The 23019-nt window shown below is 65.1% G+C and carries 21 protein-coding genes and 1 pseudogene; 16 read left to right on the top strand and 6 right to left on the bottom strand.

Going from position 1 to position 23019, the window contains the following annotated elements; genetic code table 11:
• Positions 1 to 23: 23 nt before the first annotated feature.
• The 3 genes from ACUYMZ_RS16810 to ACUYMZ_RS16800 are packed head-to-tail and all read left to right on the top strand — an operon-like array spanning position 24 to position 2894.
• The gene (locus tag ACUYMZ_RS16810; RefSeq protein ID WP_481604664.1) at positions 24 to 1415 is read left to right on the top strand and encodes a hypothetical protein; all 1392 of its coding nucleotides are present in this window, start codon (positions 24 to 26) and stop codon (positions 1413 to 1415) included.
• 10 nt (positions 1416 to 1425) lie between these two features.
• Positions 1426 to 2220 (top strand): endonuclease III, encoded by a 795-nt coding sequence (nth, locus tag ACUYMZ_RS16805; protein WP_426003966.1) that lies wholly within the window; start codon positions 1426 to 1428, stop codon positions 2218 to 2220.
• Positions 2217 to 2894, top strand: coding sequence for an NUDIX hydrolase (locus tag ACUYMZ_RS16800; RefSeq protein WP_481604661.1), 678 nt, complete (start codon positions 2217 to 2219; stop codon positions 2892 to 2894). The genes nth and ACUYMZ_RS16800 overlap by 4 nt, the downstream gene beginning before the upstream one ends.
• A 2-nt stretch (positions 2895 to 2896) precedes the next feature.
• Here the strand turns inward: ACUYMZ_RS16800 and ACUYMZ_RS16795 are convergent, their stop codons facing one another.
• Both ACUYMZ_RS16795 and ACUYMZ_RS16790 read right to left on the bottom strand, forming a co-directional pair.
• On the bottom strand, positions 2897 to 3790 hold the full coding sequence (locus ACUYMZ_RS16795) for a CHAD domain-containing protein (protein WP_481604659.1): 894 nt from the start codon (positions 3788 to 3790) through the stop codon (positions 2897 to 2899).
• A gap of 54 nt (positions 3791 to 3844) precedes the next feature.
• Positions 3845 to 5533: a bifunctional 3'-5' exonuclease/DNA polymerase gene (locus ACUYMZ_RS16790; protein ID WP_481605915.1), complete on the bottom strand. Its 1689-nt coding sequence runs from the start codon at positions 5531 to 5533 to the stop codon at positions 3845 to 3847.
• A 131-nt stretch (positions 5534 to 5664) separates the two neighbouring features.
• Here ACUYMZ_RS16790 and ssd point away from each other — a divergent pair, with 131 nt between their 5' ends.
• The 7 genes and pseudogenes from ssd to ACUYMZ_RS16755 all read left to right on the top strand — a co-directional run bounded on the left by ssd (position 5665) and on the right by ACUYMZ_RS16755 (position 10678).
• Positions 5665 to 6783 (top strand): septum site-determining protein Ssd, encoded by a 1119-nt coding sequence (ssd, locus tag ACUYMZ_RS16785; RefSeq protein WP_481604657.1) that lies wholly within the window; start codon positions 5665 to 5667, stop codon positions 6781 to 6783.
• Complete coding sequence (locus ACUYMZ_RS16780) at positions 6780 to 8075, top strand: TadA family conjugal transfer-associated ATPase (RefSeq protein ID WP_481604655.1); 1296 nt, start codon at positions 6780 to 6782, stop codon at positions 8073 to 8075. The genes ssd and ACUYMZ_RS16780 overlap by 4 nt, the downstream gene beginning before the upstream one ends.
• A complete protein-coding gene (locus tag ACUYMZ_RS16775) occupies positions 8072 to 8845 on the top strand; it encodes a type II secretion system F family protein (RefSeq protein ID WP_442424691.1) in 774 nt (257 codons plus the stop codon). The genes ACUYMZ_RS16780 and ACUYMZ_RS16775 overlap by 4 nt, the downstream gene beginning before the upstream one ends.
• Positions 8842 to 9459 (top strand): type II secretion system F family protein, encoded by a 618-nt coding sequence (locus tag ACUYMZ_RS16770; RefSeq protein ID WP_481604653.1) that lies wholly within the window; start codon positions 8842 to 8844, stop codon positions 9457 to 9459. The genes ACUYMZ_RS16775 and ACUYMZ_RS16770 overlap by 4 nt, the downstream gene beginning before the upstream one ends.
• Positions 9460 to 9723: 264 nt before the next feature.
• Positions 9724 to 9873 (top strand): annotated as a pseudogene (locus ACUYMZ_RS16765) (DUF4244 domain-containing protein); the annotation flags it as partial.
• Complete coding sequence (locus ACUYMZ_RS16760) at positions 9870 to 10268, top strand: TadE family type IV pilus minor pilin (protein WP_442424692.1); 399 nt, start codon at positions 9870 to 9872, stop codon at positions 10266 to 10268. The pseudogene ACUYMZ_RS16765 and the gene ACUYMZ_RS16760, both read left to right, overlap by 4 nt.
• Positions 10265 to 10678 carry an Rv3654c family TadE-like protein gene (locus tag ACUYMZ_RS16755; protein ID WP_481604651.1) on the top strand — a complete coding sequence of 138 codons (414 nt, stop codon included), beginning with the start codon at positions 10265 to 10267 and terminating at the stop codon, positions 10676 to 10678. The genes ACUYMZ_RS16760 and ACUYMZ_RS16755 overlap by 4 nt, the downstream gene beginning before the upstream one ends.
• A gap of 70 nt (positions 10679 to 10748) precedes the next feature.
• Here the strand turns inward: ACUYMZ_RS16755 and ACUYMZ_RS16750 are convergent, their stop codons facing one another.
• Complete coding sequence (locus ACUYMZ_RS16750; protein WP_481604649.1) at positions 10749 to 13091, bottom strand: DEAD/DEAH box helicase; 2343 nt, start codon at positions 13089 to 13091, stop codon at positions 10749 to 10751.
• A 79-nt stretch (positions 13092 to 13170) separates the two neighbouring features.
• Entirely contained in the window at positions 13171 to 13866 is a 696-nt protein-coding gene (locus ACUYMZ_RS16745; protein WP_426003955.1) for a GNAT family N-acetyltransferase, read from the bottom strand.
• Positions 13867 to 14015: 149 nt separating this feature from the next.
• Here ACUYMZ_RS16745 and trhO point away from each other — a divergent pair, with 149 nt between their 5' ends.
• Positions 14016 to 14912, top strand: a complete 897-nt coding sequence (gene trhO, locus ACUYMZ_RS16740) for an oxygen-dependent tRNA uridine(34) hydroxylase TrhO (protein WP_442424695.1) — start codon at positions 14016 to 14018, stop codon at positions 14910 to 14912.
• Positions 14913 to 14973: 61 nt separating this feature from the next.
• Here the strand turns inward: trhO and ACUYMZ_RS16735 are convergent, their stop codons facing one another.
• Together ACUYMZ_RS16735 and ACUYMZ_RS16730 are read right to left on the bottom strand one after the other, a co-directional pair.
• Positions 14974 to 15507: a hypothetical protein gene (locus ACUYMZ_RS16735; RefSeq protein ID WP_426003953.1), complete on the bottom strand. Its 534-nt coding sequence runs from the start codon at positions 15505 to 15507 to the stop codon at positions 14974 to 14976.
• Positions 15508 to 15551: 44 nt separating this feature from the next.
• On the bottom strand, positions 15552 to 15998 hold the full coding sequence (locus ACUYMZ_RS16730; RefSeq protein ID WP_426003952.1) for a hypothetical protein: 447 nt from the start codon (positions 15996 to 15998) through the stop codon (positions 15552 to 15554).
• A 91-nt stretch (positions 15999 to 16089) separates the two neighbouring features.
• On the opposite strand from ACUYMZ_RS16730, the gene ACUYMZ_RS16725 reads away from it, so the two are divergent.
• The 5 genes from ACUYMZ_RS16725 to ACUYMZ_RS16705 all read left to right on the top strand — a co-directional run bounded on the left by ACUYMZ_RS16725 (position 16090) and on the right by ACUYMZ_RS16705 (position 23019).
• Entirely contained in the window at positions 16090 to 17736 is a 1647-nt protein-coding gene (locus ACUYMZ_RS16725) for a DUF7059 domain-containing protein (protein WP_481604646.1), read from the top strand.
• A 68-nt stretch (positions 17737 to 17804) separates the two neighbouring features.
• Positions 17805 to 18443, top strand: a complete 639-nt coding sequence (locus ACUYMZ_RS16720) for an ArsR/SmtB family transcription factor (protein ID WP_426003950.1) — start codon at positions 17805 to 17807, stop codon at positions 18441 to 18443.
• 99 nt (positions 18444 to 18542) lie between these two features.
• A complete protein-coding gene (gene topA / locus ACUYMZ_RS16715) occupies positions 18543 to 21266 on the top strand; it encodes a type I DNA topoisomerase (protein ID WP_481604644.1) in 2724 nt (907 codons plus the stop codon).
• A gap of 86 nt (positions 21267 to 21352) precedes the next feature.
• Complete coding sequence (locus ACUYMZ_RS16710; protein ID WP_426003948.1) at positions 21353 to 21787, top strand: SseB family protein; 435 nt, start codon at positions 21353 to 21355, stop codon at positions 21785 to 21787.
• A gap of 89 nt (positions 21788 to 21876) precedes the next feature.
• Positions 21877 to 23019 (top strand): Ppx/GppA phosphatase family protein, encoded by a 1143-nt coding sequence (locus ACUYMZ_RS16705; protein WP_442424697.1) that lies wholly within the window; start codon positions 21877 to 21879, stop codon positions 23017 to 23019.

The raw sequence follows: 23019 nt of genomic DNA, 5'->3' as shown, positions 1-23019 counted from the left end.
ACCGCCGTACGAAGGAGAAACAGATGAACCAGCTGAGCCCGGGCCCACACGACGCACATCAGGCGGGACAGGACACGAAAGCTGGAAAAGCCACCAACGGCAGCACGTCCAACCCAACTGCGGCACCGGCGGCCAACTCCGGTAAATACGACGCCGTTGCCGGCCCCTTCACAGTCCGGGACCTCACGGTGTTTGGCTCCGCGCTGCTCATGTTCGTAGCCTCGCTCCTGCCGATGTTCGGCGGCCGGTTCAACCTCTGGAATGTGGGCAACCTTTTCTTCCTGCTGCTGGGCATCCTCCTGCCGTTGACCGTGGTGGCACTGTTTGCAGCACGGCGGCTCCAGCCCAAGACCCACGTTCGGATCGGCTCCCTGTCCGTTGACCAGTTTGCGTCGGTCACGGCTGCGTTCGCGTTCCTCCTGTTCTTCCTCACGACGGCGGTGTCCTTCAATGGCAGCGTCCTGCTGGGCCTGGTGGGATCAGTGGGGCTCCTGGCAGCAACTGTTCTTGGCCCACACCTGCCTTTCCTTTCTGCCGACTTCAAAGGCCGTGCCGATGAACCCGCCCACGTGGTGGCGCGGCAGGCCGTCCAGCCCACCCGCAAGCCCCCTGCTCCTAAGACTCCCAAGCCCGCAGCCGGCAAGGTGGGCGAAAATGCTGCTCCCGTTTCCACCGGCCTTGGTGCTTCCGCTGGATTCGGTACCCCCGCCGGTGCCGCTGCTCCGGCTGGGACCGGGGCGCCCGCCGTCGTGCATTCTGCTGACGCCACCAGCGCATCGCCGCAGGAAGCCGACGCTCGCCAAGGAGCTCCGGCAGCTCCCACGCCTCAGCCGGCAGCCCCGGCCGGAGCCGGCGGAAGCGCCGGGAATATCGGAACCGCCGCGAACCCGCCCGTAGCGCAGGAACCCCGGGCACCACAGCCGGTTGCAGAACAAGCACCTCACGCGGGTGCATCTCCCGCGGCGGCGGGTGCAACCCAGGCCGCCGCGTCCCGGGATGCGTCAGGCACGCCACGCGAGGAGGCTCCCGCTGCTGCGGATGCTGCAACCACCCAGCACGCTCAGCAGCCGGCCGCCCAGCAGCCCGCTCAGCAAGGCACCGAACGTCCGTGGGCAGCAACCATGGCTACCCCGGTCGTCCACGGTGGACCCCGCTCCCATGAGTCCATCGGGGCCACGGTCGACCCAGCCAGCCGCCCCGACGACTCCAGCCCTGCCCCGGCCTACGAGGCTTTCTGGTTCGCTGTAGCCCAGCCGCGCACGGCCTATGACGAACGCACCGGTGCACCGGCCTTCGTCATCGAGCCCGGTGGCTGGGTCCTGGCACTGGAAGACCGCGGACACGAGTTCCTGGTCCAGGACACCGACGGCAAGATCGGCGTCCTGCGGGAACTGAGCAACATCGAACGCGGCTAGGCAGCGCACTGTGGCCATCGCTGAAGCTGGTTCGCCGCTGGCGCTCAAACGCCGGGCACGCAAAATCAACAGGGTGCTTGCCGAAAAGTATCCGTACGCCCACGCAGAGCTGGACTTCCGCAACCCCTTCGAACTCGTGGTGGCCACTGTCCTCTCCGCGCAGACCACGGATGTACTGGTCAACCAGGTCACCAGGATTTTGTTCGCCCGCTACCCGGACGCCAGGGCCATGGCCGAGGCAGATCCCGTGGAGCTGGAAACCATCCTCCAACCCACCGGGTTCTTCAGGGCGAAAGCCCGGAACGTCCTGGCCTTGAGCAACAAGGTGGTGGATGACTTCGACGGTGAGGTTCCCGGCAGGTTGGAGGACCTGGTCACCTTGCCGGGCGTGGGACGCAAGACGGCCAACGTGGTGCTGGGAAATGCCTTCGGTGTTCCCGGCATCACGGTGGACACGCACTTTGGGCGCCTGGCACGCCGGTTCGGTTGGACCGTGTCGGATGATCCCGTGAAGATCGAGTTCGACGTCGCTGAACTGTTCGAGCCACGGGACTGGACCATGCTGTCGCACCGCGTAGTGTTCCATGGGAGACGGGTGTGCCATGCGCGGAAGCCGGCCTGCGGTGCCTGCCCGGTGGCCAGCCTTTGCCCCAGCTATGGGGAAGGGGAGACCGATCCCGTCAAGGCCGCCAAGCTGCTGAAGTACGAGCTCGCACCCGGAAACGAGGAACTTCTGGAGAAGCTTCTGGCCGAGACCCATCGGGCGGCCGAGATCCGGATGGAATCCCAAAGGAGGCCCGGATGACGGCGCTTGATGACCTGACGGCGCTGGTGGAGCGTCTTGCATCGGGCGGGCAGAGGCATTCAGCCTATTGGTCCCAGCTGCCTGTCAGTGCCGAAACCACCAGGCGCGCGGCCGTCCTCATGCTCTTTGGGGTCCTGGACGACGTCCCCGCAGAATCGGACCGGCCCACTGCTCCCGCAGACCTCGACGTCCTGTTGCTGGAACGGGCCCACACCCTGGACGACCACCCCGGCCAGGTTGCCTTTCCGGGAGGCAGCGTGGATCCGGAAGACGAGTCCGTGGTTGCAGCGGCCCTTCGCGAAGCTGTGGAAGAGACCGGCCTGGACGCCGCGGGGGTCCGGGTGCTTGGACTGATTCCCGAACTCGGGCTGATCCGGAGTAACTTCCGGGTGACCCCGGTCCTGGCGTGGTGGGACGCCCCGTCTCCCGTGAGGGTGGTGGACTACGCGGAGTCCGCGCAGGTGTTCCGCGTGCCGGTGCGGGACCTCCTGGATCCTGCCAACAGGGTCACGGCCGCCATCAGCCGGTTCGGCCGCACCTACACCAGTCCAGGATTTACCGTCAATGGGGTCCTGGTGTGGGGCTTCACGGGGATGGTTCTCAGCGGGTTGTTCGACGAACTGGGCTGGACTGTTCCCTGGGACGAAACCCGGCTCCACCACATCGACCTCTAGCTCTACACTGCGGGTGCCGGAGCGTCCGCCAGCGCCACGTGGGGAGACAGGACGTCAACTGGGGCGGGAATCGGGGCATCCCGCAGCAGCCGGTGCAGGCCCGCCTGGGCTTCACCGAGCCGCCGCGATTCCATGGCGCGGAGCTGTTCGATGTCCGCCGGGTTGATGGTGGGCGTGAGTCGGGCCAGCCAGGCAAGTCCGGCAACGCTGTCGTGGTGTTCCCCCAGGATGCGCTGTAACGCCATGGCCGGCTGGACGATGGCTGCGGCCCGGGGTCCCAGCGCTTCCGCGACAGCTTCGGCAGCGTAGCGCAGTCCTTTGACGTCTTTGCGCGCTGCATGCAGGAGTTCAGGGTGTTCTTCGGTGCTGACCTCCGTGGACATTGCGGCGCCCAACCGCTCCTGGACTTTTCTCCATTGCTGCTGCAGCAAACGCGCCGCATCCTCCGGGCCGGGCTGCGGTTTGGTCGAGGGCAAGGGAAGCAAGGCAGCGCGGGCAGCCGCCAGCAGGCCGACGTTCCGTGCGTCCCGGCCGACCGTTGCAGCCATCCTGTTGCTGGACGCCACCAGTTCCGCCACCGCTTGGTGCAATGCCGCGCCGCTGAGCCAGTCGGCGTACGCGTCCAACCATAAGGTGAACCGCTGGGCAAGGACGTAGGCGTCCCGGGCTTCGCCCAGGGCCCGGGCCAAGGACCGGATTCCGTCCCTCAAACCACGGGGGACATCGGGTAGGAGCGGCTGGTAGCAGGACATCACCGAGCGCAGGCGCCGAAGGGCAAGGCGGGCCGAGTGGACGGCTTCCTGGTCCGCGGCCGCGATCAGGGACATGCCCGCCTCCAGCTCCGACAGTTGAAAACCAACGTAGGAAGCCACCGCATCACGGATCTCCGACCCCACGAGCCAAGTGTCCTCCCACCCGGGGCGGCGGACAAGGCACAAGCGGGTCCGTGCCTACTTCGCCTTGTCGTAGGAATCGACGACGGCGACACTCACCGGAAATTCCACCGGTATCCGGCCGAACAAGAGTTCCTTGGCAGCATGCGCCGCTTCCTCGATGGCCGCGATACAGGCTTCCACTGCGTTGTCGGGGGCGTGCACCATCACCTCGTCGTGGAGGAAGAAAACGAGTTCACCGGAGGGTGACCCCTCCGCGCGCAAGGTGCGCAGCCGCCGTCGTAATTCAGCCAGCCAGCATGCCGCCCACTCAGCCGCGGAACCTTGGACCACGAAGTTTCGGGTGAACCGTCCACGGGAGCGGGCCAGGTTGTCTGCGCGTCGCTGTTCTTCCGCAGTGGTGGACTGCTGGCTTCGCAGCCACCCGGGGGAGGGAGGTGGACTGCTGCGGCCCAGCCGGGTGGTTACGGTGAGCCCCGCTTCGCCGTCCCGGGCAGCCTGCTCCACGTACCCAACCGCCCGCGGGTAGGTTCGGGCGAGCTGGGGCATGAGCCTGCCTGATTCGCCTGTCGTGGCTCCATAGATGGCCCCGAGCAAGGCCACTTTTGCCTTGGACCGGTCACCGCCGAACCCTTGGGCGGCGATGCCTGCGTAGAGGTCCTTGTCACGGGCAGCGGCGGCCATTTTGGTGTCCTGGGCCAACGCCACCAGGACACGCGGCTCGAGTTGGGAAGCGTCGGCAACAATGAGTTTGTGGCCTGGATCGGCGTGGACTGCCGCGCGGATGTTCCGTGGAATCTGCAAAGCCCCGCCACCGCGCGAAGCCCAGCGGCCGGACACCACCCCACCCACCACGTATTCGGGGTGGAACCTCCCGCTGTGTACCCAGGCGTCAAGCCAGGCCCAGCCGTTGGCGGTGTGGAGCCGGGAGAGTTTCTTATAGGCCAGCAGGGGCGGAATGGCGGGGTGCCGGGATTCCTTGAGCTCCCACTGGCGGGTGCTTTTGACCTCGATCCCGTTCCGGTGCAGCGCACGCATCAGGTCCTGGGGAGAATCGGGGTTCAACGCCGGAGAATCCAGGATGCTTCGCAATTCCCTGCACAGGGTTTCCAGCGCGGGAGGTCGCTGACCCAGGGGCGGACGGGGTCCCAGCACGTCGGTGAGGATCTGTTCGTGGAGATCCTCCCGCCACGGGACACCCGCGTGCTGCATCTCCGCGGCCACGATCGCAGCTGCGGACTCGGCGGCCAGCAGCAACTGAAGCCGCTGCCTGCAGCGGTCATCCCCGGTGACGAGCGAGACCGCTTCCTGCTGTGCCGCAAACTCAGCGCGTAGATCGTCCAGGCCCATGCCCTTGGGTTGGGGCAGCTCCTCGAAGAGGGCATCCTGCAAGGCCGGCACCGGAGGCGGCTGGAGTGCACGCGGAGGAACGGTGTCGTCGTCCTGGGTGATCTTCGCCGCGCTGCGGGCGTACTGCGTGTCTGCTGTGAAGCTGGAGTGCGCCAGAATTGCGCCACACAGGGTGAGGTCATGGCAGCGCTCCACCTCGACGCCCTGTTTCAGCAGACCCGGGTACCAGTCCTGGGTGCGTTCCCAGACCCAGCGGGGCCGCTGGCTTTCCAAGTCAAGAACGACGGCGGCCAGCTCACTTCCGGTGACCACGCGGGCATCCGCTGTGGCCTTCCCGGCAGGAGAGACCCGTTGTATGGCTGCACCGTCCTGGTGGGGGGCGAGCAGCAGATACATGTCCTCCATTCTGCCTTGTTCCCGGAGCATGGCAGGTCGACTGCTCCCCAACAGCCGCTCCGGCCGCAGTCTTATCCACATGAGGGGATTCGGGCCTGTCCTCAGCCGTGTCCGGCCATGAGAGTGGCTTCATGAACAAGCGACATCGTCGGCAAAAGCACGGCCCCAACCAAACAGAGGAAATCCAGCACCCAGGGAACTGGACGCCGTCCGGTGGCGCCGACATCCTGCTGGTCACCGGCAACCCCCATCTGGAGGAGGAAGCCACCAGGATTGTCGCAGCAGCCGGCGGGAATTTGCGTGCAGTACCGGACATCGGAGACGCAATGCACGGGTGGGACCATGCCGATGCTGTGCTTATCGGCAGCGATATCCGGGAGATCCCGCCCCGCAGGCAAGTCCCGGCGATCCTCCTGGGCACGGCCGCCGAGGGGGACGGACTATGGAAACTGGCCGCCGCAGTGGGGGCTGACAGGGTAGCTGTCCTGCCCGAAGCCGCCGGCTGGCTGGCCGAGCACCTGAGCCTGTCGGGGTCCCCGGAGCCCGGCGGAAGCGTGCTCGGGCTCATAGGCGGCAGCGGCGGGGCCGGAGCCACCACTGCCGCAGTGTGGCTGGCGCAAGCGGCAGCAAGCCACGGTATCAGGACGTTGCTCATCGATGGCGACCCGTGGGGCGGTGGCCTGGAATTGGCCGTCACTGCAGACGAGCCGCCGGGCCTGCGGTGGCCCGACTTCACGGGCACCCGAGGCAGCATCGATCCCTCCCAGTTCCACGACTCTTTGCCGGTGGCCGGAGGGTTCGCGTTCCTGTCCTGGCCGGGGACGAGGGCACCTGTGGTGACACCCGAACCCGCTGCCGTGGCTGCCGTGATGGACGCCGCCCGCAGAAGCTTCGAAGCAGTGGTGGTGGACATCGGGCGGTCCGGGGACGCTCTCCGGACCCTGGCCTGGGATTGCGACCGAATGCTGCTTCTCACCTTGGCGCACCTCAAGCCTGCGGTTGCCGCCTCAAGAATCCTTGCGGAACTGCCGCCGGTGGATACCGCGCTCCTCGTCCGCGACGGCAAGCCGGCCGCCATGGATGCCGATGTCATCGCGGGATCCCTCGGCCTGCCCCTGCTGGGCACTGTCCCGGGGATCCGCGGCGTGGCAGCAGCAACCGAGCAGGGGCGGCTGCTGGAACTGGGGCGGAGGAAACCAGTGCTTGCCTTTGCCGGAGAGGTCCTTGAACTGAACGGGCTCCTTCCATGAACCGGCCACTGAACGCCGGGGGCTGGCCGGCGGGTCGTGTTCCGGAAGGGTACCGCCGTCCGCAGAACCGCAGGCCGGATGCCATCCTGCTGGAAGCAGTGCGTGAATCCGTCCTTGCCGGCAACGGACCAGTGACGCCTTCTACTGTGGCGGCAGCAGTCCAAGCCAGCGGACGGCTTCTGGGGACTGCGGGAGCCCTTGAGGCTGCAGAATCCATCAACGCCGAGTTGAACGGTCTGGGACCGCTGCAGGGCCTCGCCAAGGATCCTTCCGTCACGGACATCTTCGTCAACGGGCCTGACTCCGTGTGGCTGGACAGGGGACGGGGGATCGAACAATCCAACGTACGGTTCGAGTCGGAACAGCAGGTCAGATCCCTGGCTACCAGGCTCGTCTCCGCCGGAGGACGGCGGCTGGACGACGGCTCGCCCTGCGTCGATGTCAGGCTCGACGGCGGTTATCGCGTCCACGCCGTGTTGTCGCCGATCTCAACCGCGGGAACCCTGTTGTCCATCCGCATCCGGCGGGAGGACACGTTCAGCATGGCAGAGCTGCGGGAGGGCGGCATGTTCGGCCCGGACGTGGAACACATACTCCGAGCCATCATGGAACGTCGGCTCAGCTTCCTCATCAGCGGTGCCACGGGTTCGGGCAAGACGACGTTGCTCTCCACCATGCTGGGGCTTAGCCACCCATCGGAGCGCCTCGTGGTGATTGAGGACGCCTCGGAGCTGAACCCGGTCCATCCTCATGTGGTGTCGCTCGAATCCCGCCACGGCAACCTGGAGGGCGGGGGCGCCGTGGACCTCGGCGAACTGGTCCGGCAAGCGCTGCGCATGCGTCCTGATCGCTTGATTGTGGGGGAGTGCCGCGGACCGGAAGTGCGCGAACTCCTGACGGCACTCAACACCGGACACACGGGCGGGGGAGGAACCATCCACGCCAATACGGCACAGGACGTACCCGCCCGGCTGGTTGCCCTGGGCGCACTCGCCGGCCTTGGTGCCGAGGCTGTGCGGTTGCAGGTCTCCAGTGCCCTGGACGTCGTGATCCACGTGGAGAGAACCCCGCATGGCCGGCGGGTCGGTTCCATCGGAGTTTTGGTGGAGACTCCGCATGGCCAAACTGTGGAAACGGCTGTCCGGGTTTCGGCGTCCGGTGTTTCCTGGGAAGCCGCGTGGCCCTGCCTGGCTGACCGGCTCGGTCTCCACGGTCGGGGGCCGGGCGGTGCAGCACGAACAGTTGAGGGGTCCAATGATGCCAACAGCGCGGATCTGGCGCGGTACACGTGAGCATCATGCTGCTCCTGGTCCTTTCCCTGGCGGCGTGGCTGCACGTGAGCGGCTCCGGAACTTCACGCCGGCGCATGCAGGCGGTGTTGGACGCCTCTACCGAACCCGGCACCGGATCCAGACGCTGGTCCCTGACCCGTCCGAAACCGCTGTTCCGGAGGCCGCCTGACAACGGTTCCGTGCCCCTGGTGGTCCTCGTTCAACAGCTTGCAGCGCTTCTTCGCGGTGGCCGTACTCCATCACGCTTATGGGAGGAAATATGGCAGGTACACCAGCTGCGCCCGGAGGTCGGCGGCGGCCACCGGATTTCCGGCAACTCCTTGAAAATTCTGGGTGCGGCCAAAGCAGCATCTGTCGTCGGGAACTCCGCGGCGCAGGCCATCCGAAGCAGGGCGGCCGGGGTGTACCCACGCCAGGGCAATGCCGAGCGGCGAATCTGGATGGAGCTGGCAGCATGCCTGGAAGTGGCCGAAACCAGCGGCTGTCCCTTGGCTGACCTGCTGACACGGTTCGCTGCGCAACTGGAAGCCGAGGAGGATGCCGAGGCCGCCCGGCAAACTGCGCTGGCTGGTCCCAAAGCCACCGTGCGGCTCTTGTCCTGGCTACCGGTGTTCGGGCTGGTCCTGGGCACGGCCTTGGGCGTTGATCCTGTGGGAATCCTGCTGGAGAACATTTTTGGAATCGCCACCTTGGGTACAGGGCTCCTGCTGACAGTAGCCGGGAGGGTATGGTCCTCACGGCTTGTAACTGCTGCGGCCGGACCAACGTGATACCCGAATACCCGGTGGTGTGCTTGGTGGTTGTCCTTGGTGCTGCGGCGTTCCTGGCCTTCCACCCAGGAGGCATGACGGCCTCGGTCCGGCGACGTCTGAAATCGTCGTTGGCTTCCCGCCGCCACGCGGTTGAGGCCGTTCACCACGCCGGCCAGGACCTCCCTGAGGCTCCCGGCGACGGTCTCCGCGATCCTGCCATGATGCTGGAACTGGTGGCCTCCATGCTGGACGCAGGTGCGGGTCTTGGACGCGCATTGGAGCTGGTCGCCCGCAGCGGAACTCCCGAGGTCGCCAGTTCCCTGCGGCCTGTGGTGGCCGCCCTGGCCATCGGGACCGACTGGCAGACGGCATGGGGAAGTTCCGTAAAGCCCGCGCCCGAAGTCGTCCGGCTCAGGAATGCGCTGGCTTTCGCCGCCATGACCGGTGCGCCTTCGGCGGCCATTCTCTACGCACAGGCAGCAAGGGAACGGCGGGAACAGTTCCGGGCAGCAGAAAAGCGGGCGGCTGCCCTCGGCGTCAAGCTGGTCGTGCCTTTGGGTCGCTGTTCCCTTCCGGCGTTCATCTGCCTGGGCATTGTCCCCGTGCTGATCGCGATGATGCCCGCAGGATGATGCAGCACCATGACGCCCGGCCTGCCCCACTGTTCCTCCACACACAGCATGGGCGGACGGTTTATCCACTTCACCCAAGCAACCCCTACAGGACCCGGTGAAGACCCGGAAGAGTCAATGATGCCGGACGATTCACCGGTATTCCCTCTGGAAGGACAGACAATGACAACAGCCAATTCCAACTCCGCCCTTTCCGTACGGCCCTGCCAGGGGCGGTGCTTTGCGGCGATGACCAGGCGGCTTCGATCCAGGTTCGGGAGCGCAGGGTCCGAAGCCGGGATGGCCACGGCGGAATACGCCATCGCAACGCTTGCTGCTGTTGGACTGGCGGGCCTGCTGGTGGTCATCCTTCGCAGCGAGGAAGTCCGCGGTTTCCTGCTCACCCTGATCCGCACTGCGCTGTCGCTGCCATGACCCCTGCGTCGAACGGCCCCCTCAACCAGGACGGTGCCGTGACGGCCGAATTCGCCGTCGCGTTGCCGGCCGTGGTCCTCCTCCTGGCATTCCTTCTCACGGGCGGTGCCGCGGGTATCACCCAGTTCCGACTGGAGGAAGCGGCACGAGCTGGTGCCCGTGCCCTGGCCCGCGGCGACAGCACCGACCAAGCCCAGTCCATCGTCCGGCGACTCGCTGGTGACACAGCAACCGCGGTGGTCGGGGTAAGCGACGGCTGGGTCACGGTGACAGCATCGGCAGCGCCCGGCGGTGCGTTGGGCCACATGATTCCGTGGACCCTGACGGCAACGGCTACGGCCCTGACCGAGAACGCCCCGGAACCGGCGGGTTCAGGAGATGTGGCCGGTCCATGAAACGGGCGTGGAGGGTTATCCACCGGCGGTGGCGGGGGCCGGGCGGCCGGACCAAGGAAATATATAGCCCTGCGCGGGAGCGCGGAGCGGGAACACTCCTGGCCCTGGCGCTCGCGGTGGTGGTCATGGCACTGGCTGCCGGACTGTTGCTTCTGGTGAGGGCCGGCATTCTGGCATCGCAGGCTGCAACGGCGGCGGACCTGTCAGCGTTGGCGGCGGCCGACGCTGCGCGGGGCCTTGCCGAAGGCGATCCGTGCACGGTCGCAGCTGCCGTCGCGGCCAGGCACGGAGCGGGGCTGACCGGGTGCACGGTGACGGGCGGGGAAGTTGTGGAAGTCTCCACTGAGTTGGAGGCTGCCTTCTCACTGGGAGTAGCCACAGGGCGCTCGCGGGCAGGACCGCCACCATAAACGCGAGCGCACTCCTGCCGGCGTTGAGGCTCAGGGGAACCGACGTAACAGTTCCGGCATCAGGAAGAAGCTAAACGGCTTCCTTCAGCAAGACGTCGAGGAGCGTGATGGCGGCTGCCTTGTCCAGGGGGTTGTTCTTGTTTCCGCACTTTGGAGACTGCACACAGGACGGGCAGCCGGCATCGCACTCGCAGGCCTTGATGGCCTCACGGGTGGCCGTGAGCCAGACCTTGGCTTTCTCGAACCCCCGCTCGGCAAAGCCTGCACCACCGGGATGGCCGTCGTACACAAAGATGGTGGGGACTCCGGTGTCCGCGTGAAGGGCGGTGGATACGCCCCCGATGTCCCAGCGGTCACTGGATGCCACCAGCGGAAGGAGCCCAATGGCAGCATGCTCTGCGGCGTGCAACGCTCCCGGAAACTGTGCCTCGACCAGGCCGGCGCCGTGAAGGGAACGGTTGTCCACCACGAACCACACGGCCTTGGTGAACAAGTCACGTGCCCCGAGGTCCAAGGGTTCCTCACCCAGGATTTCGTTGGAGATCAAGGCCTTGCGCTGGAAGGAGACAACTTGGGTGGTTACCTTGACATCGCCGAAATGGACGGTGATGTCTCCCCACTGCATGGACTTCGATGTCTCCAGGACTTCGATCTGGGTGACGTCCCGTGCAGTCGTGTAGAAATCGGGGTTGACGCGCTTCACCATGACGCAATGGTCGGTTTCGTTCAGTTCCTCCACCAGATAGCTCTCGCCCTGGTGGACGTAGATCGCTCCGGTGTGCGCCTGGTAGTGGGTTTGGGGGGAATCCATGGTGCCCAGCAGCGACCCCGTTTCCGTGTCCACAATGCTCACTGGGCCACCGCCATCGGCGCGGAGGTTGACCATGCCGGCGGCGCTCTCCGGATGGGTCCAGAACCACCCGGCGGGCCGCTTCCGGAGGTACCCCTGGATGACCAGCTTGTCGAGGAGGCCCTCTGCTGTGGGGCCGAAGAGTTCCAGTTCGGCTGGCCCGATGGGCAGCTCCGCTGCAGCAGCACACAGGTGCGGGCCCAACACATACGGGTTGCCGGGATCAAAGACGGTGGCCTCAACAGATACGTCGAAGATGGCCTGGGGGTGGTTCACCAGATAGGTGTCCAGGGGATCGTCGCTTGCCACGAATGCGGCGATGGCATCCTGGCCTGCCCGTCCTGCCCGCCCTATCTGTTGGAAGAGCGAGGCGCGCGTGCCCGGCCACCCGGCCACGATCACTGCATCCAGCCCGGAGATGTCGATGCCCAGCTCCAAAGCAGAGGTACTGGAAACGCCAAGGAGTTGGCCGGAGCGCAGGGCTTGCTCCACGGCCCTGCGCTCTTCCGGCAGGTAGCCGGAACGATACGCTGCCACGCGCCCGGGCAGGCTTGGATTCACGTCATCCAGCAGCCGCTTGGTGATGGAGGAGATGGACTCAGCGCCGCGGCGGGATTTGATGAAGGCTATCGTCCTGACCCGTGCAGATACCAGGTTTGCCAGGATGTCGGCGGTTTCGGCCACTGCGGTCCTGCGCTGCTTGGCGCCGTTCTCCCCTTTGACGTCCGTCAACGAAGGCTCCCACAGCGCAACCGTGGTGGACCCGTGGGGGGACGAATCTTCGGCGACCTCACGCACCGGAGCGCCAATGAGCCGGCCAAAGGAAAGGCCGGGGTCGGAAGCAGTGGCGGAGGCGGCAATGAACACGGGCTCGGGGAAGGAATTACCCGCCCCGTAATAGGCGCAGATCCGTCGCAGCCGCCTCATCAGGTTGGCAACGTGGGATCCGAAAACACCGCGGTAGCTGTGGGCTTCATCCACAATCACGTAGCGGAGCCGGCGGAAGAAGCCAGCCCACCAGGCGTGGTTGGGAAGGATGCCAAAATGCAGCATGTCGGGGTTGGCAAGGACGAAGTTGGCGTGCTCACGGATCCACCGGCGCGACGCCATGTCGGTATCGCCGTCGTAGGTTTCCGCGCGTACGGTAGGAAGCCTGAGCGAGCGGACCGCCGCCAATTGGTCAGCAGCCAAAGCCTTGGTCGGGGAGAGATACAAGGTGACGGCGCCGTCGTCGTGAATTTTCCCCGGTTCTGCCTGGATCCGCAGCTCGGAGCGGTGGATGGCGTCCAGAGCAGGCAGCTGGTACGCCAACGACTTTCCAGAGGCCGTGCCGGTGGCGATCACCACATGCTGTCCGGAGTGGGCAAGGTCGGCGGCCTGGACCTGGTGGCGGTACGGTTCCCGGACACCCAGGGAGCCGTAGGCCTCCACAATGTCGGGGTGCACCCATGCCGGCCAGGGCTCGTTGATTGCTTTGCGGGCAGGGATCGTGTGGACGTGGCGCAGCTGCTCGGGGTCCGGGGTCCGGCCCAGCAGGTTGATCGGGGAAGTTGTTGCAGCCACCTGATCATTGTTTCATTCCGCCGGGCATGCCATCTTCGGCCGGGCGCGAGCCACAGGGGCGCGGTCCGCCGGCACGTGGCTAGGCGACGGAGAGATCCGCGCTGTCGTTGGGGCTCGCGGACATCATCAGTACGTGGCACACCACGTCCCAGCCCAGGTGCGAATACAGTTTTTGGCCGTCCAGCGACGCCAGGAGCAAACCGTTCTGCACGTCGTGTTCGAATGCTTTGGCAGCCAGCGCCTTCATGATGAAGCTGCCAAGGCCCCGGCGCTGGAACGCCGGCTCCGTTACGATCTTGTCGAAAACCGCAGTCCCGTCCACAACGTAGACCCGGCCGCTCGCAGCGACCTGTTCGCCGGAGTGCACCACGGCGTGGTGTACGCCGTTGGATTCCGAGGTTGCCAGTTCCAGGTCGTCGTCGGGAAGCCATGGATCCTCGGAGTCCTGTGTCTCCATATCCACCACCATCATGGTCTGGGAGGCGGAATTGACCGCCAGGCCATGCTGCTCGGCGAGGTATTTGTAGTGCTGGACGTCGTTGGTCAGGATCGTCAGGATGCGGGTCTCCGCTTCCTTCGTTTTCGCGGCCAGGTCAGCAAACTCCTGGTCCGACGGGTCATGGGCGAAATACTCCCAGTCACCCGTCTTGTCGGCGCGCAACGCAGCGGGGAAGCGCCCCTCCTGGCGGGCTTCATAGCCCCGGCAGCCGGTCCAGCCGGCCACCCAGACTTCAAGGAGATGCGCGATGTCTTCAACCAAGGCGTCTGGACTCATGTAGAGAGAGTATGCCAGCGCACCATGAAGCAACAGGGGCCGGTGACCGCAGCAATGGGTGCTTATGGAATTGTGACTTCCCGTACCAGGCTGCCGGGTACCGCGGTGGGCAATCCGGAGGATTTTACTGCACCCAGTACCCTTTAACAGTGGCTTTGAACCGAATTGTGCTTTTCTATGGCTTTACCCCCATCTCCGATCCCGAGGCGGTCCGGCTCTGGCAGCGCGCCTTGTGCGAGAAGCTGGGCCTGACCGGACGCATCCTGATCTCCAAGGACGGTATTAACGCCACGGTCGGCGGCGAACTGAACAACATGAAGCAGTACGTCAAGACCACTCGTGAGTACAAAGGGTTCCGGGACATCGACTTCAAGTGGTCCGAAGGCGGTGCCGACGATTTCCCCCGGCTCAGCGTCAAGGTCCGCGACGAAATCGTCTCTTTCGGCGCCCCGGGCGAACTGAAGGTGGATGACAACGGCGTGGTGGGAGGCGGCAAGCACCTCCAGCCTGAGGAACTTCACGCCCTGCTCGACCAGAAGAAGGCAGGAGGCGAGGACGTTGTCTTCTTCGATGGCCGGAACGCCTTCGAAGCGCAGATCGGCAGGTTCAAGGACGCGGTCGTTCCGGATGTGGCTACCACCCACGACTTCATCAAGGAACTTGATTCCGGGAAGTACGACTCCCTCAAGGACAAGCCGGTCGTTACGTATTGCACCGGCGGGATCCGCTGCGAAGTGTTGTCCAGCCTCATGGTGAACCGCGGGTTCAAGGAGGTGTACCAGTTGGACGGCGGAATCGTCCGGTACGGCGAAACGTTTAAGGACCAGGGGCTCTGGGAAGGCTCCCTGTATGTCTTCGACAAGCGCATGCACGTCGAGTTCAGTGACCAGGCCAAGACGATCGGACAGTGCGTGCGGTGCGAAGCTCCCACCAACAAGTTCGAGAACTGCTCAAATCCAAGTTGCCGCACCCTGACGCTCTACTGCGGCGAATGCGCTGCCAGCCCTGAAACCCTGCGGTGCCCGGAGGGATGCGACGCAGCCTGACACCCTGCAGCCTGGCACTGCCCCTGCAGCCTGGCACCGCCCCTGCAGCCTGGCACCGCCCCTACAGGCGGCTGACCCGGTAGGCGAAGTTGGCGTCCGACCTTGCCCCCACGGTGATCTCCAAGGCACCGTCGACGTCCAGCTGCACCACGCTGACGCGGGCATTTGCGCACCCCAGCGTCAGGTCAACCAGATCATTGCCCGCGAGTTTCACGGCAAAGGACATCCGCCGGGTGCCGCGGCATGCCAACGTCACGGCATAGGTTCCGACCGGCAACTGCATCGTCTGCTCGGTTTTGGACTCGCCCGGGTTGAGGTAGCCGGTACTTGAATAAAACGACTGTCCCTGGGACTGCGGCAAGGCAGCCGTTGCCCATTCCTCAAGTTCCTCGCCGCTGACAGTTTCTTCCAAAGCCGGGTCCGGTGGAAGGACGACGTTGTTGCCCGCTGTCGCGGAGGGACTGGAGCCGGCGCGCGCGCCGTCGTCGTAGGTGTATTCGCAACCTGCCAGAGTGCAGCCCGCTACCAGATAAAGCACGACGGCGGTCCTCACCGGCCGCCGTGGCCTCACCGAGCCAGCCGCTGTGCCGCCCATGATCCGACTTTACGCCGGTGCGGCGGCCGCCAATAGGGGGCCGGTCAGTTCCCTGCTGCGGCGAGGTGGTAGGCGTACATCAAGGGGGCGTCCACGCTGCTGGTGGAGATGCTCACCGGGCCCGGAACAGGGACGTTGATCTTCACCACGTCGCGGTTCCCGTTGCATGCGGCAGCAGCATCCGCGAGGTTCTTCCCGGCCGACGAAACCGCAAAGTAGGCCTTGCCTCCGCCATCACAGACCATGGTGAGCGTGTACGTACCGGCTGCCACCGGCGCCGCGTCCTTGACCAGGGGGTCGCGGTTCAGGATTTTGCCCGAGTCTTCCAAGGCAACGTCGCCTTGGGCCACGGGAAGTACTGAGTCCCTCCACGTCGGCACGTCGGCGTCCTCGATGTTGACCGGTGCCTGGCAAGCTGCGGCTGTGACAAGCACCAGCGCAGCTGCGGCCAGGGAGCACGCACGGCGTCCTGTGAAGGTTGAGTAGAGCATGGTTCCACGCTACCGGTTCCGTCGCGGCTGCTTTTCCACATACGAGGATCCGCGATCGGTGCACCGGAAGCAGCGCCCCTAGACTTGCAGGGTGACTCAGACCGCTACAGACTTCACCACCGGCAATGTCCCTGATGCTCCCCGCAGCGACCTCCCGGAGCTCCTCCTGGCTTTGTCCCGGGATCTGCGCGCCATTTCCTACACCGTGGACGGCGTCGCTGAAGCCCTGGGTCCGTCAGCCCATGCCGCCCTGGGCAGGGACCAGCTGATCCCGGCCCTGTTGGTCAGCGGGAGGTTGGCCGGATCGGATGACACATCAGTCCGGGCCTTGGCGGCAGTCGTCCAGTTGTGGTTGTTGGCTGTACCGCAAAGCGTCGATGCCATCGATGCCGCGTTGCCGCATGTCCGGACCCAGGGCCTGGCCGATCTGGGGCTCGTGGCGGTGGAATCCGGCATGGTGGCGGCCAAGGTGGATCTCCGCCCCTATGGCTGGGATCCCAACCAGGACGGCAGCGGAGGGGCTGAACTGTGGGTCGCCAGTGATCTCGCCGCCCACCAGGCCCCGGGAGTCCTGCGGCACGATCACGTCCTGGGTATTGGCCAGGCTTCCACAACCTTGGTGCAGGTGACGGTTCGCAAGCACAGCCGCCGGGCGTTGGACCTCGGTACCGGCTGCGGTATCCAGACTTTCCACTTGCTGCACCACTGCGAGCATGTCACCGCTACGGACATTTCCGAGCGGGCGTTGGCTTTCACCCGTTTCAACTTGTTGCTCAATGCGCCCCAACTCAACCTGGACCCCGCTAACCTGGAGGACCGGGTCAGCCTCCGTCTGGGATCGCTGCTGGAACCTGTGGCGGGCGAGCGCTTCGACCTTGTCGTGTCCAACCCGCCGTTCGTCATTACGCCCCGTACCAGTGGAGAAACCCCGTCCGGGCAGTTCACCTACCGCGATGGCGGACTGCCCGGCGATGAAATCGTGGCGTCCTTGGTCCGGACAATGTCCGGCGTCCTTGAGCCCGGGGGCACAACGCAAATGCTCGGAAACTGGGAAGTTGTCTCCGGCTCGGAATGGCACGACCGTCCAGCAGCCTGGCTTGAGGGCCAGGACGTCGACTCCTGGTTCATTCAGCGGGAGCAGGTGGGGCCGGAGCAATATGCGGAAACGTGGTTGCAGGACGCCTCGGAAAACAGGGACCGCGCCCACTACCGGGAGTCCTATGCTGCCTACCTGGACGACTTCGCGTCCAGGGATGTGGGGGGCATTGGTTTCGGCATGATCTGGATGCGCCGCAGGGACGCGGCGCAGGCCGCCATCAAACGCTTCGAAGAGATCACCTACCCTATCGAACAGCCCATCGGACCGCATCTGGGGGCCGCTGTCGACCGTGCTGACTGGCTGGTGGGAGCCAGCCTTCCGGACACGCGGCTCGTGGTTGCCGGTGATGTCACTGAAGAACGCCACCAACGGCCCGGAGCGCTGCATCCAGGAGTGATCCTCCTGCGGCAGGGAGCCGGACTCCGCCGCACCAACCTCCTGAGCACCGAACTGGCCGGCTTCGTCTCTGCATGCGATGGTGAGCTGACTGTCCGCCAACTCGCCGGTGCCCTGGAGGCCATCCTCGGAAATGCCGAAGACATCGATCCCGCCACGTTCCGTGAAGGGTTGCTGGCAGGGGTGGAGAATCTCGTCCTTGACGGTTTCCTCATCCCGGCCCAGGAAAAGGAGACGCCGTGACTGCCCTGTACCCGCCGCGCCCCCTGCATGCGGGCCTCCGGCCAAGTGACGCTGATTACACTGAGGAAATGACTGCGAACAACGCGCCTTCCCCTTCGGCTGACGGCACCCCACGGCGCAAGCGGGCGGAAAAGACGGTGGTCATCACCGACCCCAAGGCCATCCGCGCCCTGGCACACTCTGCCCGGCTCGAAGTCATTTCGGAGCTCTATGCCACCCAGGTCAGCCACACGGCAACGGAACTGGCCGCGCGAACGGGCCTTACCCCCAGCGCCATGAGCTACCACCTGCGTGCCCTCCAGAAGTGGGGGATCGTGGCCCCCGCAGAGAACGCCGGGGACGCCCGGGAACGCCGGTGGAAAGCCGCCGGCACCGACTTCACCATCTCCGGCGGCACTGTGGCAAGCCCGGAGATCGCGGTGGTGGATCTTGAACTCGATGCTTTCAGGCGGCGGGCCTCTGCCTTTGCCAGGGCCAGGGGAGAACGGCGCCAACGCGGCGAAACAGCGGAGGAACCGGCATCGGTGGTTCTGGCCAGTAACCTGTTGTACCTGACCAACCAGCAACGCAAGGAGCTTTCCGACCGGATCCGGGAGGTCCTGCGCGAGTACGAGCTCGAGGACCCCACCCGGATACCGCCCGGAGCCGAGCGGGTTGCTACCCTGTGGTCGATGATTCCTGACGACCGCCAGGCGCCCGGGCAGTAAGGTTCCCGCTGACCCGGCAGAACGCAGGATTCTGCAATCTATGGTGAACTAAGCCAAGATGGGCACAAGCCCAATACACATTTTTTCTGTAGGAGCACCGTGCCCAGCAAGGCAAAAACCGGCAAGAAACTCGTGATCGTGGAGTCTCCGGCCAAGAGCAAGACCATCGCCAAGTACCTTGGCGAGGGCTTCATCGTCGAGGCATCCATCGGCCACATCCGTGACCTCCCGCAGCCGTCAGACCTCCCTGCAGAACTGAAGAAGACGTCGCTGGGCAAGTTCGCCGTCGATATCGAGAACGACTTCAAGCCGTACTACGTGGTTTCGCCGGATAAGAAGAAAAAGGTTGCCGAACTCAAAGCCCAGCTGAAAGACGCTGATGCGCTTTACCTCGCAACCGATGGGGACCGCGAAGGCGAGGCCATCGCGTGGCACCTCCTGGAGGTCCTGAAGCCCAAAGTCCCCGTGTACCGGATGACCTTTGGCGAAATCACCAAAGAGGCCATTCACCGCGCCATGGACAATCTGCGCGACGTCGACACCGCACTGGTCGATGCCCAGGAGACCCGTCGTATCCTTGACCGTCTCTACGGCTATGAAATTTCCCCTGTCCTGTGGCGAAAGGTGGCCAAGGGCCTTTCGGCAGGCCGTGTGCAGTCCGTGGTGACCCGCATGGTGGTGGACCGTGAGCGCGAACGCATGGCGTTCCGTGCCGCTTCCTACTGGGACCTGACGGGCCAGTTCGGCGCGGATGCCGGATCCTTCAAGGCAAAGCTGGCCGCCGTGGACGGTGCCAAGGTTGCCAGCGGCAGGGACTTCAACGACAACGGCCAGCTCACCTCCTCCAACGTGGTGCATCTCAATGAGGAACTGGCCACCTCTCTCGCGGCAAACCTGGAGAAGTCGGACTTCCGTGTACGGTCCGTCGACACCAAACCGTACACGCGGCGGCCGGCTGCGCCGTTCACCACCTCCACGCTGCAGCAGGAGGCCGGACGAAAGCTGCGCTTCTCGTCCAAGAGCACCATGCAGGTAGCGCAGCGCCTCTACGAAAACGGCTACATCACGTATATGCGTACCGACTCGTCCGCCCTGAGCGACGAGGCAGTCACGGCTGCCCGGCGCCAGGCGGCAGAGCTGTACGGCCCGGAATACGTTCCGCAGAGCCCCCGCATCTACGCCAACAAGTCGGCCAATGCCCAGGAAGCCCACGAGGCCATCAGGCCTGCAGGAGACTCCTTCCGCACTCCGGCCCAGGTGGCGCAGCAGTTGAGCGGAGATGAGTTCCGTTTGTACGAGCTCATTTGGAAGCGGACCGTGGCCTCCCAGATGGCCGATGCCAAGGGTTCCACGGCCACCATCCGGCTTGGCGCGGTCTCCGCAGATGGCCGGGACGCGGAATTCTCCGCTTCGGGTACCGTCATCACCTTCCCCGGCTTCCTCGCTGCCTACGAAGAAGGCAAGGACGAGAGCCGCGGCGACGATGATTCCGATGAAGCCCGCCGCCTGCCCAACGTAGCCAAGGATGATCAACTGTCGGCCTCGGAAATTGTTGCAGTAGGCCACGAGACATCGCCGCCCCCGCGGTACACGGAAGCCTCCCTGACGGCAGAGCTGGAAAAGAAGGGCATTGGACGCCCGTCCACCTACGCGTCCACGATTTCCACTATCCAGGACCGCGGCTACGTGAGGAAGCAGGGCTCTGCCCTGGTCCCCAGTTGGATCGCGTTCTCGGTGATCCGCCTGCTCGAGCAGCACTTCACCGATTATGTCGATTACGAATTCACGGCCGACATGGAAGGTGACCTGGACAAGATTGCCAACGGCCAGGAGGCCGGTGCAGCGTGGTTGCGCCACTTCTACTACGGCGAGGACGCCGACCCCGGCTTGCTGAGCATCGTGAACAACCTCGGCGAGATTGATGCCCGCGAGATCAACTCCGTGCCGATCGCCGAGGGCATCACGCTCCGCGTGGGCAAGTTCGGTCCCTACCTGGAAAGCAGCATCCCCACGGTTGATGAGAAGACCGGCGAGGTGGTCGAGTCGGCACGTGCCAACGTCCCCGAGGAACTGGCACCCGATGAACTGACGGCCGCCAAGGCTATTGAACTCATGGAAACTGCGGCCCCGGAGGAACGCGTCCTCGGCACCGATCCGCACACGGGCCACACCATTGTGGCCAAGAACGGCCGCTACGGCGCTTACGTCACCGAGATCATCCCCGAGATGACCGAGGAACAACTGGCTGCGCAGCCGGTGGAGTACTACAAGAACGGCAAGCCCAAGCCCCCCAAGAAGCCCGTCAAGGCAAAGCCGCGCACGGGTTCCCTCTTCAAGTCCATGTCCGTGGACACCGTGACCCTGGACGAGGCCCTGCAGTTGATGAGCCTGCCCCGGGTTCTGGGCGAAGACGCCGAGGGCACGCCGATCACCGTCCAGAACGGCCGCTTCGGTCCGTACCTGAAGAAGGGCACGGACTCCCGGTCCATCGGGTCGGAGGAGGAAATCTTCACCATCACCCTGGACCAGGCGTTGGAAATCTACTCACAGCCCAAGCAGCGCGGAGCCCGTGCCGCCGTTCCGCCGTTGGCTGAGTTCGGACCGGATCCCGTCTCCGAGAAGAACATCGTGGTCAAGGAGGGCCGCTTCGGTCCGTACATCACCGACGGCATCACCAACATCACGGTCCCGCGCTCGACGTCACTGGAGGAACTCACCCGGGAACGCGCCGTCGAGCTTCTTGCCGAGAAGCGGGCCAAGGGACCGGTGAAGCGGACCACCACGCGCAAGGCGCCTGCCAGGAAGGCCGCTGCCAAAAAGTAGCACGCCGGCTGTCCGGACCCGGCATTCGTGCCGGGACGCCATTCCGGTGAATTGCGTCCCGGCCGGCATCATGGTCGAGTAGAAGCATGACTGAACAGACGGCTACGCCGGACAACCAGCCCCTGAACGACCTCGAGGCCAAGCTCGCCTTGGCTGACAACCCCGACGCCAATCCGGTGGACGTTATCCTCGCCTTCCTGAACAACGAGGTTTACCTGGTCAGCCCGGAAGCAGTAGAGGGACCCGATTCCTCCGTGGAGCCTCTGGTGCTTTCCAACGCCGACGGCAACCCCGTCCTTGCAGTCTTCAGCCACCCGAGCCGGGTGGACGCCCGTTTCCTGGAAGCGGCCCCGAACGTGCTCGGCACCATGGGCTCGGCCATCCTGGGCAACATCGGGGACGAACTGGGCCTGGTCATCAATCCGGGCAGCGAATACGGCTTCGAAATCGACCCCGAGGGCATCGCCAACATCCGACGCGATTTCAAGCGGGCGGACGAGGTCGGGGAGTCCGGGGAATAACCGGAACGCAGGCGGAGCGACATGCGCAACAGCGCGAAACGTCCAAGCCAAGTTGCTTCGCAGGCTTCGAATCGGTGAATAATGGCAGAATGCGTCTTGGCGTTCTAGACATCGGTTCCAACACCGTCCATCTGCTGCTTGTGGATGCGCATCCCGGCGCGCGCCCTGTGGCGTTCGCCTCGCACAAGAGGCCCCTGTCCCTGGTCCAGTACCTCGACGGCGACGGCAATATCAACGATGCCGGACAAAACGAACTCATCGAATTCGTCCTTGAGGCGTGGGAGTTTGCCGCCCGCCACAAAGCCGAAGACCTGCTCGCGTTCTGTACCTCGGCCATCAGGGAAGCGACCAACGGTGCCGAGGTCCTGGCGAGGGTCAAGCACGAAACCACCGTGACCTTGCAGGAACTGACGGGCAGCGAGGAGGCGTCCATGACGTTCTTCGCAGTGCGTCGTTGGTACGGCTGGGGTGCGGGTCCCATTCTGGACCTGGACATCGGCGGCGGGTCGTTTGAAATGGCTTTTGGAACGGACGAACTGCCGGAAATTGCCACGTCAGTTCCCTTGGGTGCCAGCCGCCTGACCAGGGACTGGCTGCACGACGATCCGCCAACGGCGAAAAGCGTCAAGGAACTCCGCCGCTACATCCGATCCACGCTGAAGCCCGTGGTTCCGACGTTCCACCAGCTGGGCAGGGCCAACCTGGTGGCGGGTACTTCCAAGACATTCCGGTCGCTGGCCCGTATCGCTGGGGCAGCACCCAGTGCCGCCGGCCCTTATGTGAAGCGGGAACTGCACGCCGCCGACCTTGGCCTCTGGGCGCAGCGCATCTCGGCCATGACGGTGGAGGACCGGCTGTACCTACCGGGGGTTTCCGACGCCCGGGCCCGCCAACTGCTGGCTGGCGCCCTGGTGGCCGAGGCCGCCCTGGAGCTCTTCGAGTTCCCCAAGATGGAGATCTGCCCGTGGGCGCTCCGGGAGGGGCTGATCCTGCGACGACTGGATCAATTGGTCTTCGAGGAAGCACTCGACCCGGCGCCGCACGTCGGTAAACGCAAGAAGGACAAGGCGAAAAAGAAAGCAGGCAAGCACACGGACACGCCAGCCACGGAGGAGAACCCGGTGCCGGTGAATACTCCGGCCCCCACGCCCATTCCGGTCCCGGTGAACAATACCGCGGTGGATACCACCGCCGTTGAGGCCACCCCGGTGGCAGGCGGGGTGGCCTCCTGA

This window comes from Arthrobacter sp. T572 (assembly GCF_056780115.1).
Note: the sequence above shows the minus strand (reverse complement) of the source record. Positions and strands in the feature narration are given on the sequence as shown.

Coding starts and splice junctions, on each gene's coding strand:
- ACUYMZ_RS16810 (WP_481604664.1), top strand. CDS start 24: ATGAACCAGCTGAGCCCGGGCCCACACGACGCACATCAGGCGGGACAG.
- ACUYMZ_RS16800 (WP_481604661.1), top strand. CDS start 2,217: ATGACGGCGCTTGATGACCTGACGGCGCTGGTGGAGCGTCTTGCATCG.
- ACUYMZ_RS16790 (WP_481605915.1), bottom strand. CDS start 5,533: ATGTATCTGCTGCTCGCCCCCCACCAGGACGGTGCAGCCATACAACGG.
- ssd (WP_481604657.1), top strand. CDS start 5,665: ATGAACAAGCGACATCGTCGGCAAAAGCACGGCCCCAACCAAACAGAG.
- ACUYMZ_RS16780 (WP_481604655.1), top strand. CDS start 6,780: ATGAACCGGCCACTGAACGCCGGGGGCTGGCCGGCGGGTCGTGTTCCG.
- ACUYMZ_RS16760 (WP_442424692.1), top strand. CDS start 9,870: ATGACCCCTGCGTCGAACGGCCCCCTCAACCAGGACGGTGCCGTGACG.
- ACUYMZ_RS16755 (WP_481604651.1), top strand. CDS start 10,265: ATGAAACGGGCGTGGAGGGTTATCCACCGGCGGTGGCGGGGGCCGGGC.
- ACUYMZ_RS16745 (WP_426003955.1), bottom strand. CDS start 13,866: ATGAGTCCAGACGCCTTGGTTGAAGACATCGCGCATCTCCTTGAAGTC.
- ACUYMZ_RS16735 (WP_426003953.1), bottom strand. CDS start 15,507: ATGGGCGGCACAGCGGCTGGCTCGGTGAGGCCACGGCGGCCGGTGAGG.
- ACUYMZ_RS16730 (WP_426003952.1), bottom strand. CDS start 15,998: ATGCTCTACTCAACCTTCACAGGACGCCGTGCGTGCTCCCTGGCCGCA.
- ACUYMZ_RS16720 (WP_426003950.1), top strand. CDS start 17,805: ATGACTGCGAACAACGCGCCTTCCCCTTCGGCTGACGGCACCCCACGG.
- ACUYMZ_RS16710 (WP_426003948.1), top strand. CDS start 21,353: ATGACTGAACAGACGGCTACGCCGGACAACCAGCCCCTGAACGACCTC.
- ACUYMZ_RS16705 (WP_442424697.1), top strand. CDS start 21,877: ATGCGTCTTGGCGTTCTAGACATCGGTTCCAACACCGTCCATCTGCTG.